Source organism: Microbacterium paraoxydans (assembly GCF_019056515.1).
GTDB lineage: Bacteria > Actinomycetota > Actinomycetes > Actinomycetales > Microbacteriaceae > Microbacterium.
In genome coordinates this window covers 643,565-656,337 of the sequence record NZ_CP064873.1, presented here as the reverse complement: position 1 = coordinate 656,337, position 12,773 = coordinate 643,565, and the positions used below count along the sequence as shown (strand labels likewise).

Below are 12,773 nucleotides of genomic sequence, written 5' to 3'. Positions count from 1 at the left end.
ATCCGAGCCGGGCTCAAAGAATCCTGCGAGCAACCCCTGCCGACGTTAACTTCGAGCCGAGCGCTTGTCATTAATGGTCGCCCCAAGCCTCCAATCTGCCTGCGCTCACGGACGTCGGGCGTCAGCGCCGCTTCAGGAGGCATCATTCAGCGAGGGCCTCGGCCACCTCCGGATCTATGTCGGCCTGCATCGCGAGGCTTGCGTACTTACTAAGCTGTCTCGTAAATGAGGTTTGCTGTCCCCGGACAAGCGCTACAAACTGTGCCGAGAACGTCTCACCCATATTCTCGTCTGCTTCCCGGGCGACTTGTGCGGCCAAGGAGTCGAGAAAGGCAGCAATGTCTTGAGTGATCCGATCCGGGTAAGCGCCGAGCGCCGCGCGGGCAACCAGGAACTCTTGTTCAGCCGCCAAACGCGTTTCGGCTAGCGGAGCGGTCGACCGAGAGCGCTCTAGCAGTGCCAGCCCGGACAACACAGCGAGCGCATGCTGGCCCGCACCGAGCGCCTCGAACCGAGGAGTCTCCCATGCCTCTGGAAACGTCGCACCCCAACCAGTGAGTGGTTCGACGATCGGAAACGCAGACCGAATGATTTGCCAGCCGAACGAGTCGACTCGGCGTCCAGCTATCTCCGGGAAGATGATCAATGCGGGGCGGTACGCGTTACTCATCTCCGCGGGAGTCAGAGCCGCGAGCGTTCTCTCCACCACGAGGAGCCAATCGACAACGTTCTCGGCCTTTACCGCAATGGCATATTGCTGTGGCGGCCAGCCATCATGAATGCCCTGGACCATCCTTGAGTAAGAAGCAGCCTCCCGACCGAAATCTCGGATGACCGCGAGTCTCTCCTGTTGTCCGCGCTCGGCACGCCGCAACGCGTTCCTGGTTGACAGGTCTGCCGCGCGAGACAAGGCCCGCTGCGAGTCGCCGGACCGTGCGGCTCGTCGAATGTCCTGCGGCATAGTGCCAGCTGACCCGACCTCCTGGAGCACGGTCGCGAGTTGTTGGAGCTCTCGCTCAACGACGTCAAGCAGCCCGCCGGGATGAACGCCGATCATCTCCCACTGCTCTTGCCGCGCCTTGCCCACTGCATCCACGAGGGTTTCACTGATATGCGAAGCGAGCGCTAAGTAGCCTGAAGCGTCGGTCAGCCGACTTGGGAGGTCCACCGCGATCGCGGAAAGCAGAGTCTGGAGACTATCCGCGATAACGGAGATTTCAGCCGCAAGAGGCTCGCGAAACACCGGGACCAGTCGACGTGAGAGCGCGTCAAGTTCAACGCGTGAGGCGTGAATCGCAGACATGGCAGAAGGACGATTCTCGCCACGGAGCCACACACGGATAATGCTTGGGAGGAGCGATTCGGCGATGGTGATTCCTGCTAGCGCGATCTCCATACGATCAGTCGCTGTTAGATCGTGCAAGCGAGCTGCGGCGAACCCAGCGGTCTGCCGATGGCCGCTCACAGACGACCGAGAGTGAAGATACTGCCGACGAAGCGTCGACACTCCCATCAAGTTACCTCCAACCTCATAAGGCGCTCCGTCCGACCAGATCGTGGTGATGTCTGCATGTACGACGCTCGGGTTGAGGGCGATCCCTAAACGAGCAAATTCCTTGGCGTTTCGGTCAGCGTCACCCTGCACTTGATCGGAAATGTGGAGGATCTGGCCACGGAAAACTGCGCCTTCAGGTCCGTCAACGATTCCTGCCGTCGTCGCCCAGGGGAAACGCTCGAGGATGCGCTGTTGCGCGCGGTCAGCACCGCCCGCGGCCGCGAGCAGTAGTTCCGCAACTTCCGAAGCAAACGTAGCCGCTGTTAGCAAGAGGTCAGCCAAGTCGTCCAGATCTGGTTCGACGTCGAGCGATCGGACGGGGCGGCCTTCGTCGCGCATCCGCCTAAGTGCCTGGACGAGGTCGCTGGCGATCGCCGGCGCAAGGCTTTGAGAATATCCGAGCGCCTGGTTCACACTGGCCAAATCTGGCGAGTCGAGTATCACTTCACCGAGTCGTTGCACACCCACTTGTTGCACAGCCCTATCTAAAGAATCGAAAGGCTCGCGCACTGCAGCACGCAGCTCCGCAATCGCCGCTGAGACGTTTTCAGGGAACGGCAAACCCGCTAGGTCCGAATCGATCAGCGCCAGCTGGATCGCGAGGAGTTTTGACGGCGGTTGCACATCGTGTCGATCGAGTACTTCGACCCACCGCCCTGATCGTGCGCTCAGATCGACGAACTTCACGGCGCGGAGCCCTTCGAGCACATCGGCGTTGGTGCCCGACTGCATCCTGAGGATAAGCGCCTCTACGGCCGCTGGCAAGGCGGCCGGGAGGTCTTGCGAGATTCCTGCTAGCAGCGCCGGTAAGGCAGGAGCAGGAAGCATGGACACGAGCTTCACTGTCGTCATGCTGGCCGTCGGTGGCGGCAGCTCATGGACGATCTCAGAGAGGAACCGTGATCTCAGCGGATGTAGCCCTTGCACCGACTCACTCACGACTTGAACGAGGTGTTCCTCGTTGAGCCGTGTCAGGGCACGTCGCAGGCTGCCAGAGCCGTTCTCAAACTCCGACAGTTCCGAGATAGGCACAGAGAGCGCCCACCTTCCTGCGGTTGCGATCAGGGCGAGGATCTGGAGCTCAGTCTCTTGCTGGGCCCGGACGCGCGAGAGCACTTGGTCCCGCAGGACGTCTCGAAGCCGACGGCCACGCGTGAGCATGTAGGTGAACTCCATCGTCAGTCCGTCCGCTTCGACGTACGCCTCACGCCAATGCGCGTTTGAGGTCAACCCGCGTTGCCGAAGATTCTCGTGCAGCGATTCGGCGATATCCTCCGTAAGGGTAACCTCCACGATCGCGCTCCCGGCCCGATCTTGAACGCTGACGAGGTCCTCATTGCGAACCGTCCCGAGCAGCATGACGCCTTCGAAATCACGAACGGCCTGATTGATCGCGTCCCAACCGACAAGCTCGCCGGTCCCGACGCCGTCCACGACCAGACCGATCTGATTTCGGCGGCTCGGCATCCGTGCAGTGAGGAGATCTCTGATTCCCTGGATGGCATCGTCCGAGAGACGAGTCACTCGATACCAGGTGACGTCGCGGCGCGTGTAGACCGTCGACCAAAGCGCAGTTGATTTTCCAACTCCGGAAGGACCGGCCAAAAGGACGGAAGCACCCGAGTTCAGGCTCTCGATGGCCTGCGCGGCGATATCAGGCATCGGCGCTGGCAAACCAGATGCGATATGCGAAGGTCGGGCTGCGGTGCCCAAGTAGTAGTCATTCGCCGCCACGTCGCTCGAGAACTGAACGGGAACACAGATGCCATCCAGGAGTGCCCGCTCCAGGGCATCTCGGTCAAGGAGGGTTAGCACTTCTTCGATTCGCTTCGAGATCGAGCTCACGTTCACGAACGCCGCGTCGTCCGGGTCAGGAGCTGCCGCGTTTCGATCCGCCGCGGTTGCAATGTCGATCCGCAGCAGGCGCTCAATGAGCTCTGCCGCACCGCGCACCGCCCCGGAGGCGGATGTAATCGCATCCACCGCGGCGGACTGCGCATCCTGCCAATCCAAAGTGATCAAGGTCGTCAGTTGCAGGAGCGTTCGAGCATGCTCCAAGCCAAGTCTCTCGACCACGCCTTCCACAAGCGGGTGAGTCAGCGGCAGGTCAGCCAGGACCGCGGCATGTCCGTCGAAGACCTCTCCGGAGATGCTCCGCTCTTGGACGAGCATCAAACGACCTGAGGCAATGCCTACTGCCTCGCGGGTCAGGTGCTTGGCCCACATCTCCTCAAGAAATCCGAGAGTCTCGCTGACTGAGAATGCGCCTCGCTTCTCCTGGCGACTCTTCACCTGCACGAACGTTAGCTCGGGCCCCTCGATATGTAGATCTTCGAATCCCTCCGGGACGATGCGACGCGCATCCAACTCGCCTGCGATCAGCCGGCCGCTAAGCCACGCACCGACCGCGTCCTGATAGTGAAAACCTCGCCCCGCTATCGCCCCTGACCGACTCCAAACGTTGAGCATCCCCTGCCTCCTCTCCTCATGAATCTAACGACTGACGCAGGGTTCGTCGCCGCCAGAAGATGGCGATCGCGGATCTCATCGTCTTGCAGAACGGCCACGACTGAGCTGTCGAGAAGTCGGCTCGGCGGATGCCGCCATCCCGCCTGACTGATGTGTGCCCGTCCGGCCAGCGTCGCGTGTATCGCTCCCAGCGCGATAGAAGCATCGTCTGCACTCATCGACGACGCTGTCCTGGTAGGTTACTCCGCCCCAATTGGCGGAGCAGCGCGCGACTTCGACTCACGCAAATCACTTCAAGTCCATGAACATCGGGTCCGGGTCATCGTCACCCGGCAGAATCGCGTGGCTTACCGTGACGAACCGCTTCGCGCGATGCACCGTAACGTCCCGGTCCGACAACGTCAAAGTCGGGGTCGGCGGGCCGAAAGAACGGCGCCACAGCTCCGAGTCAGCTGGGTCGTCCGCAGGCGGCGGGTCGGAGCGGACGTCATCGGCGCTCGCCCAAACGAGCACGTTCTTGCCGTTTTCATCCCCGCTCAGGAGGTGGCTCTTCCAGGCGATTCCGTCCAGCTTCTTCTCTGGGGCCCATCGGAAGTACTCACCGATGATTTGAGTTACCACGTACTCGACGCGCTCCACGCCGGTCAACCGCACCGACTGAGTCAGGCGCTCCTCGAAGTCGTCGGCGAACCGCGCGAACAAGAATTGACGCCGCTTGTCCACCGCGAAGATGCTCGGTGGCGCTGGCTGCTTTGTGAAGTCCAAGACCGTCAGCGGCCGCTGGACGACAAACCCTCCGACAATTGCGTCGTCAAACAGGCTGTGCAGTGCGATTTCTTTCACTGCGATCTGGCGCGTCGTAGCTCCGTAGAACAGGCCCACTCCCTCAGGGTTCAGCCGTCCCGCAGATGCCTTGCCGGCGGGTGCTGGGCCGAGATGCTTCGCGGGGTCGGCTCGCGCCTCATGGCGGAATGTGAAGCCGTCCTCGGCCATTCGCGCACGGTATAGCTTCTCCCCCGGCTCGACCATCGTCAGCATGTCGTCCTGGACGTAGGCCAGAAGTCCGTCCAGGAACCGCGAGACGCGAGCTGGCGGCTCGTTGCGACGCCCTTCACGCTCACGGGCGCCAACGTACACGAATCGGGATTGATACTTCACGATCTGCGCAAACCCGTCCCAGGAGAACTGGAACTCGTCCCGTAGCCCCGATTCCATCCAGTAGTTCGGTGTGGCGATAGCGTCGGCGATGTGCGCGTTCACTTCGTCTATGACCGAGGCGTCGAAGGCGCCGGAAGTACAGTCGCCGACGACGTAGTCGGTCTCATGACCAGCATTCCACTCGTCCCATTCGTCCGGTACCAGACCGCCGTGGTCGTGGTAGAGCCATGTCGCTGCGTCGTAAACCAGGCGCCCTACAACGTCCATCGACACAGCTGTTATTCGCCCATCCGTGCTGCGGTGGTCGCAATAAGAGCAAATGCGGCTGTCAGCTTCACCGATCACTAGATCGAGAAGAACGAGGTCGGTGATGTGGGAAAGGCAGATGGTCTCGGTCAGGCCGGTGAAGCCCTCGGGTTCATACATGAGCCGATGCTAGCCGTGCCAGCGTCGGAGTTGCGGACGCCGTCGCGGGTGGATTCGGGAAGGCCAGACAGGCCGGACAGGTCAATACTCGAATCTTCGGCACCACACGCCGAGAACACAATCTGAATGGACTATGCCTATCGCCCGCACAGGGCTGAGGACCGTGATGGACGGACGTCGCACTCGTGGAGCCGAGATCCTGTCAGAGATCCATACGGCGAGAGCGACGATGCTTCCTCTCCGGCACAGGCGGGGCTGGCGCGTTTCACGACGTGGCCCGGGGACCTTCATCGAGCCAGTGCGCCGGCGTCTCATCCGCCCAACGCTCGAGCGGGGCGGAATTGAGGCCGTAGTAGGCAGAGATCGTGTGGGCGGACTTGTAAAGGATCAGGCATCCGAGGCGGACCTGGAAGTCGAGGACCTCCGGGTCTGCCGGATAGGTCCACGACGTCACACCCTCGGATTCCTCTGCCACCGACTGTGATGCCAGCGACATCACCGATGGGTGCGACCGATCCGACAAGATGTCATAGACCCCACTGCCCTTGGTGAAGTTCTGCGAAAGGAACAGATCGCTCGCCTTGCCCAGCCCAATCATCGTCTCCCCGCCAATCCTCCAATCCCCGATTTGATCCGGGGTTTCGAGAGGCGTGTGCACCTCTGAGAACAGCACTCCGATCCGGCGAAGCAACTCATCGCGGTTCCGCTTGTACGTCTTCGCCAACGGACCGGAGTGCTTACTTGCGGTGTATTTCTCCCGCTGTAGCGCTGACGCATGCTCGAGCATCGCGCGGGCCACTCGGCGAGCGGCGGGAGCGCTGCCAGTCAGTGGCTCGAGCAGCCACGCTACCCTGCCCGCGTACTCGAGCTCGGCGCGCACCAACGGCCAGACCGCCAACGGCACCATCGGCTCCGCACGCAACTGCGTACCGAGGGACTGAAGCAGCAGCGCAATCGCGTCGACCATGCGCCCCGCCATGTACCCCGCCGCGTGCTCGGCATTCGGCACGCCTGCGGGAAGCTCGCGCTTGGCTTCGGCCGCGTCGAGAGCAGCCGCCGAGCCCGGGCGTGGACCCGCCCCCGCCTGGCGTGCGACTTCGAGCCAGGCCGCGACGAGTAGGTCACTCAGATCAGCGAGCGCAACCGCGTCGCGTTTCTCTTCTGCACCGGTCATGTGTACCAGCCGTTCTGCTCGAGGACACCGGGACCCTCATTCTGGCCGAGCATCCCGCGCTCGTGGAAGTGCCGGATGTTATCGAGCTTCGCTTTTGCGATTCGCGAACCGACCTATAGCCAGGGGTTCGACTTGAGTAGCCGGCGAGCGCAGCCTATTGAGTAGCCGGCGAGCGCAGCCTATGGGGCGAATACACTCATCAGGAGGAACACAGACATCCGCAGCAAAGGAAGAGAACGGAAGGCCTTTCTAGTGCTCCAGATATCGAGCGGGATGTATTTCGAGAGCGACAACCCCCACGAGACCGTTCACCGGCGGGTTCTTTACTCGAATGGCATCCGGGTGCGCGCGGATGACGTGGAGTTGCCGATCGGGACGTTGCGATTCTCCACGGGACACGGGGATGTCCGGGGCCTTCAGATCGAGGTCATCGATCGCCTAGAGCGAACCAACGCCGACGGTAGCGACTCGATCCACATTGCTACTGGAGGAGACGAGCTCGTCGCGGACGCCGCGGCAGTCGTTGCCTTCGGTCTCGACGTCGTTGTTTTGCAGGACCAGGATCTGACCGGCCGAGTTATCGCGGGTGGAGGGTCGGGATTACGGCGGCGCGAGAAGCTGCTCGCTCACGTCCTGGAGCCCGCCCGATTCATTAGCGACTCTGAAATAGACGGGCTCCGAAGTTTCTGCGACCAACTGATAGCTTTACAACGCCCTTACTTCGAGTCAGCGATGCGCGCCGTTCGGCGAATCGTCGATGCAGTGACGTTATCGAGCAGCGACGTCGCTCTGTCCTACACGCTCTTCGTTGCAGCGCTCGAGTCGCTCGCGAAAGACTGGCCGGCGCCGGAAGCCCCCTGGAGTGACTACGAGCCGAAGAAGCGCAAGATTGTCGACGCGGCATGTGAGGAACTCGACACTACGAATCGCACGAAAGTACAGGAGGCCGTGCTCGCCATTGACCGGCTCGCCCTCAGGCGCAGATTTCAAGGATTCGTACTCGACCATCTCGCTCCCTCCTTCTTCCGAAGCGAAGCCTCGGATGCACGCGACCCAATCCGTGCGGTCGACCTTCCTAAAGCACTAGATTTCGCGTATGTGGTGCGCTCCAAGACCATGCATGAACTGCGCGATCTTGCCCCCGAGCTTCGAGAGCTCCCCGGCCACGGAGAAACGATCTGGCACGACGGCAAGACGGTGTTGAGCCTCGAGGGCCTCCACCGGATCTGTCAGCACGTCGTACGTCAGTATGTCGAGCGGGCACCGAGAGGAGTAGATCCTGAGTTCAATTCCTCCTACCGCAGCGCCATTCCGGGTATCGTGCGTGTCCGCATGGCACCGGAGTATTGGATCACCGGGTTCGATAACTTCGGTACGTCCGAGGCACCACGAGTCTTCTCGGTGCTGGTGGAATCACTGCGGAGCACGGGTGCGGGAGAATCCGAGGGCGTCATCGACATGCGAACCCCTATACGCCGGCTCGGAGCACTACTCAGGAACGGGTCGAAACCGGCAGATCGTCTAGCGCTTGTCGCGAGCATCGTCCTTTGGAACGGATGGGTCGCTGACGAACTGCGCATCACTGAGTTCAATGAGACCGTCGAGTCCCATGCCAAGTTGTTGGAGGCGGCGACCATGTATGCGTACGCCTTGTGGGCGCTCGGAGGCTCGATCGAGTGGAGCGGCGCCGACCTCGAGAGCCTCGCCGAGCAGCGCGAGGCTGACCTCAAGCAACAGGGAAAGCGCCTGCTCGAGTTGCCGGTTATCTTCGACGCCGTCCTGCACCTCGATTTAGCGCAGCGCGCTTCGATTGGCGGCAATCAGGAGCGAGCTCTAGTTCACTTGTCAAAAGCGGTGGAGCTGCTGCCAGGCGACCCCGAGTTGATTGAACTCGAGTCCCAAACGGCAGCCCAAGGGATCATGCCGCCCATCGATCTCAGAGCGCTCATCCTCAGAACTGATCGCGCGGCACCTCAGACTTGATCAAGGCTCTGCACCAGAGTGCCGAGCCTCGTGTGCAACTGCACCGCAGTATCAAAGCGCCGCACCGATTGACGAAGCAATCCGATAGTCCGCCGTTCACCAACCACGTGATCGGCGTAGCCCGCGGCTGTGCAGAGGTACATGAGATCGGTGAGGTCGTTCTCCTCCCAGCGGGCGCCAGCGACCATCTTGTCGGCCATCACCGAGCGGAACAGAGTGATCGCGGGGGCGCCGAGACACCCCTGGTCCCAAGCACCTGCGAACCACTCCGTCGCTTGAGCAGGAGTCGCGCCGATCTCGGCGGCAGCATTTGCTATCTCCTTAGTCGCGTCTGCGGCGGCGAATAGCTGCGCGGCCTTGCGGCGATCACTCTTGCTGCGTTGTCGTTCTCCGTCCAGCCAAGAGGAGAACCGCTGCACACGTGCCAACCATCCGGCGAGGGAGCCGCGCGGCGTCGGCTCACGGTCCAGAAGGCACCCTACGTAGACGGTGTTCGACAGGGTCGACAGGTAGCCGAACTTCCACGCCTCGGGGAGATCGTCGGGCAAGGATACCCGCTCGTCATCTGCTCGGATACTCGGGTCCAGCGCGGCGTACGGCTCGAGCGTGATCACGGGGGCCGGTGGCGCGATGTCGATTCCCGCGAGTGCAGCGAGGCGTTGTCGGAATTCGCCCGCTCGCACTTCCAGCGCATCTCGCGTCTGCCAGCCACGACTCCCAGCGAGTATCGTCCGTGACAATTCCGCACGCCCGACATCATTTGACCAGGCACCGGTTTCCGACAGATGAGCGGACGACAACGGCAGGATGACCTCGCCCGCTTCGGCCATCCTGAGCAGTCGCACTGCCGCGAGACGCTCGGAGTCCGAAACACGCTGAGGTGCGAAGAGCGACTTACTCAGAGTGCTCCACTGGTTCTGGTCCAGGTACACGACTGGGCGACCACGAGTCGGCGAAGGGTCCCTCGCAGTTCCGAGCTCACACTCGAAGCCGTAGCCATCGCGAAACTTGAAGATCAGACGACGATGCCAGGGGCGATACTCGACCACCGAGAACAGCTCAAGCATAACTGCGAGATCGGTGGGATCCGCCTCGGCAACGACACGACCGTCCGCAAACTTGACAGCGATTAGCCCGTCGTCTCGCCACTGGATCGCGTGAATGCGCATGGACACGAGACCATTTTCCCGCATGGCCGGGTCGCGCTTCGCGGCTTCAGATCCAGCCCGGCCAGGAGCCATCGATGAGCGCTCGCGTCCAAGGAGAAGTCGTCCGTCGTGCCCGATCTCGTCATCTAGCCGCCATCAAGCCAAGCGGCAGAACACCGAGGATCGAAGACAGCGTCGCGAGCACTCAGGCTGTCGTCATCGCCACCGCGCACCTTCGAGGATCTGCTCAATGGGACGCGGGTCGGCACCCCGTAGTAGCCACTGAATGGGCGTCTGCAGCTCGCTGCGATAGATCAGGCTGTCCTTCGGCGTGGTCATGAATCCCTCGACACTCGCGGGGTGCCAGTCTTCGAGGAGCCACGTCACGACGAGCGCGAGGTGCGGCAGAAGCCCGTCATCGGTTTGGTCTGTGAATTGCCATTTCGGGTAAGCCGTCACACCGGATGCGTCGAACGAATACAGTGCGCCCGCTCGTTGGCCCATTCGGAGATCGTCGACTTCCAGCCCTAGCCGCGCCGCGGCCGCTCGCTCACCGTACGAACGCGCGACGGTTCCGAGACGTGTGCGGTTCTCATCCTCGCGCAGCTCGCCGCGAGCCACCCGTTGCTCGGTCTGAGCGAACTGCTCCGCCGTGAAAGCGCCGGAATCGACGAGATACGCACGCTGTTCCATCGATATGCCGGGGCTCGGCGGACGCATGCGCCGAGAAAGGCGGGCCGCCTCGCGTTGAAGCGTTTCCATGATCTCCGGGTCGCACTCGCTCGCGTCGATCGATTCGAGCAGCTCTGCGGCAGCAGCATCCAGAGTCAGCGGTCGCTCGAGGTTCGACATCCGGTTCTCCTGTCTGAGACGCGAGCCGATACTGCGATCGTACGCCGCGAAACGGTTCGCTTCACCCGGTCACGAGCTCGCTCCGCGCCCGTGAAACCCGACCACCGCGCTGATCACAATGTCCTACGCACCTTCCGGTGCTTCAATAGCGCTGCTCGCACGGTCAGGATGCGGCGCCAAAGTCGCTCCGGCGCCTCGAGCGCCGGCCCAGATCGCGACGACGTGAGTGACCACTTCTCACCTCCGATGTGGAGAGCGGAGTTAGGTTCGTCGACGCCAATCGTTTCCGCGAAACGGGTTACATTCTCACCAGCACGCGCGACCGCACCAAGTCTCATCAGCACTGAAGCAATCGCCTTGTAAGACGCGTGCTCGTAGGTCAGGAGCGTCTGAAGCGCCGGAGACGTCAGAGCCGCCATCGTTTCGACCAGGCGCGGCAGGCCGGTGACTTCTTCCTCGAGACCGATCTGTTCTGTCGAGAGGCGAGCGGGGTGCCACCACTCGTGGATGATGTCTCGCGCGATGGTTGCAATGGGCGTGCGATATCCAATCGACTGTTGATGCAGGCTTCCGTTGAGTCGCTTCTGCGCGATTAGTGACGGGACGTGGTCGCGGACGTCGACGTCGAGTCCGTTGCTGTGCCATCGGGCATGCCTGACACAGATCGGCCCGCTGAACCTTTCCACGAATACCAGATCTCCTCGCGAGCATCGCCTGCAGAGGGTCGTCGGTCCGAACCCTTGGCCATTGCAGAAGGCACAGGCGCGCACCCACATCGTGGGGTCGTGCTTGCACGTCGAGTAGCTGCGTCTGATTCTGGGCATCGCATCACGACGCAGTCCGCCGAGCTCCTCGATCGCGACTCGCGCTATCGGCGGTGTCACTGCGATGCCGAGTTCAGGGTCCTCCGCTCTCAGTGCACGCCACGCTTCATACTCGGAGATCTGATTGGCCGCGCACAGCCGACTGAAGAAGCTCGAGACGGTTTCGTCGGGGTAGAACCGGACTGGCACCGGCAGCGCCCTCATCAGAGCCGCTCCGCTTGCCGGCGTTTCAGGTCGCGTTCGAAGAGCGCCGCTTCTAGGGTTTCCGAGCCGTCTTGCATGGCGTGTAGCGCGGCGAGCTGGAGGAGATCCTTGAGCGGGCCGATCTCCCCTCCGGTGAGCGCATGCAGGGTCTTCGCGCTTGCGAGAATCTTCCCCGCAGGCTGCTGCAGTAGGCCGAGCGAGTCCTCGATGGCCAACAGAAGGTCACCCCAGTCAGCCTGTCCTCGTTTCGTAGTGATGCGGAACGGGGATGCCGGGTGCAGTTCGAACCGTTTGCGGATCTGGCCCTCGCGAGTACCGTCGAGCAGCCCTGTCTCTTCCACAGCGATTCCCGCGTAGACGAATGTGCCGCCGCATCGCTCGGAGAGTTGCTTCAGCATGTCAGATGCTTCGATGTTTTGCCGAAATCGCAGATCGAGATGATGCACGTCATCAATCAGTACGAGTTCGGTTCGGCAACGGCGCAGGGCGTTCGCGACAGTGTCGAGGAGGGTTCCGTAGGTCGCTCGGCTCAGCGTGGGAAGGCCCAGGAATCTGGCGAACTCCAGGAGGAGAGCTTTCGCCGAGCACTGGGCAGGTACGGCGACGTAGGCCACAGGAGTCCACCCTTCTGCTGCTGTGGGCTGAGCGGTCTGTCTGCGGCGAAGTTCGTGCTCCTTGCCGATCTGCAGCAACGTCGTCGTCTTTCCTTGGCCTGGTTCTCCCGAGAGGATCAGCCCGAGCTTCCCAACCTGGCGATGGGCGTTCAGATACACCCGGTCGCGTGCGGCGCGTTGGAACTCTACGAACTGCGGTGTCTTCACAAAGGCTCCGGCCTGTGAGTAGCGAGCACGCGCCCAGTTGTAGATCTGGCGATCCTCGGGCGTGAGCCTCCCGAGGACGGCGAACGGGATCTCTGCCGGTTTCTCGATCTTCAGCTCGACGAAATCACGCCATCCCTCACGCGTCGCAATCTCCATTGG

General features: G+C 62.1%; 8 protein-coding genes. 1 reads left to right on the top strand and 7 read right to left on the bottom strand.

Annotation, left to right across the window (positions count from 1 at the left end; translation table 11 throughout):
* Positions 1-142 precede the first annotated feature (142 nt).
* The 3 genes from IZR02_RS03045 to IZR02_RS03035 all read right to left on the bottom strand — a co-directional run bounded on the left by IZR02_RS03045 (position 143) and on the right by IZR02_RS03035 (position 6,782).
* The gene (locus IZR02_RS03045; protein ID WP_025104528.1) at positions 143-4,024 is read right to left on the bottom strand and encodes a hypothetical protein; all 3,882 of its coding nucleotides are present in this window, start codon (positions 4,022-4,024) and stop codon (positions 143-145) included.
* Between the two features lie 288 nt (positions 4,025-4,312).
* The gene (locus tag IZR02_RS03040) at positions 4,313-5,608 is read right to left on the bottom strand and encodes an RES domain-containing protein (RefSeq protein ID WP_217316562.1); all 1,296 of its coding nucleotides are present in this window, start codon (positions 5,606-5,608) and stop codon (positions 4,313-4,315) included.
* 265 nt (positions 5,609-5,873) lie between these two features.
* Positions 5,874-6,782 (bottom strand): hypothetical protein, encoded by a 909-nt coding sequence (locus IZR02_RS03035; RefSeq protein ID WP_025104530.1) that lies wholly within the window; start codon positions 6,780-6,782, stop codon positions 5,874-5,876.
* A gap of 252 nt (positions 6,783-7,034) precedes the next feature.
* Here IZR02_RS03035 and IZR02_RS03030 point away from each other — a divergent pair, with 252 nt between their 5' ends.
* The gene (locus IZR02_RS03030) at positions 7,035-8,765 is read left to right on the top strand and encodes a hypothetical protein (RefSeq protein ID WP_025104531.1); all 1,731 of its coding nucleotides are present in this window, start codon (positions 7,035-7,037) and stop codon (positions 8,763-8,765) included.
* On the opposite strand, the gene IZR02_RS03025 is transcribed toward IZR02_RS03030, so the two are convergent.
* From IZR02_RS03025 to IZR02_RS03010, 4 genes are all read right to left on the bottom strand, one after another.
* The gene (locus IZR02_RS03025) at positions 8,756-9,940 is read right to left on the bottom strand and encodes a hypothetical protein (RefSeq protein ID WP_025104532.1); all 1,185 of its coding nucleotides are present in this window, start codon (positions 9,938-9,940) and stop codon (positions 8,756-8,758) included. The genes IZR02_RS03030 and IZR02_RS03025 overlap by 10 nt on opposite strands.
* Positions 9,941-10,129: 189 nt before the next feature.
* Positions 10,130-10,765, bottom strand: a complete 636-nt coding sequence (locus IZR02_RS03020) for a hypothetical protein (RefSeq protein ID WP_025104533.1) — start codon at positions 10,763-10,765, stop codon at positions 10,130-10,132.
* Between the two features lie 113 nt (positions 10,766-10,878).
* Complete coding sequence (locus IZR02_RS03015) at positions 10,879-11,793, bottom strand: hypothetical protein (RefSeq protein ID WP_157544431.1); 915 nt, start codon at positions 11,791-11,793, stop codon at positions 10,879-10,881.
* Positions 11,793-12,770 carry an ATP-binding protein gene (locus tag IZR02_RS03010; RefSeq protein ID WP_025104534.1) on the bottom strand — a complete coding sequence of 326 codons (978 nt, stop codon included), beginning with the start codon at positions 12,768-12,770 and terminating at the stop codon, positions 11,793-11,795. The genes IZR02_RS03015 and IZR02_RS03010 overlap by 1 nt, the downstream gene beginning before the upstream one ends.
* Positions 12,771-12,773: the final 3 nt, after the last annotated feature.

Coding starts and splice junctions, on each gene's coding strand:
- IZR02_RS03045 (WP_025104528.1), bottom strand. CDS start 4,024: ATGCTCAACGTTTGGAGTCGGTCAGGGGCGATAGCGGGGCGAGGTTTT.
- IZR02_RS03015 (WP_157544431.1), bottom strand. CDS start 11,793: ATGAGGGCGCTGCCGGTGCCAGTCCGGTTCTACCCCGACGAAACCGTC.
- IZR02_RS03020 (WP_025104533.1), bottom strand. CDS start 10,765: ATGTCGAACCTCGAGCGACCGCTGACTCTGGATGCTGCTGCCGCAGAG.
- IZR02_RS03040 (WP_217316562.1), bottom strand. CDS start 5,608: ATGTATGAACCCGAGGGCTTCACCGGCCTGACCGAGACCATCTGCCTT.
- IZR02_RS03035 (WP_025104530.1), bottom strand. CDS start 6,782: ATGACCGGTGCAGAAGAGAAACGCGACGCGGTTGCGCTCGCTGATCTG.
- IZR02_RS03010 (WP_025104534.1), bottom strand. CDS start 12,770: ATGGAGATTGCGACGCGTGAGGGATGGCGTGATTTCGTCGAGCTGAAG.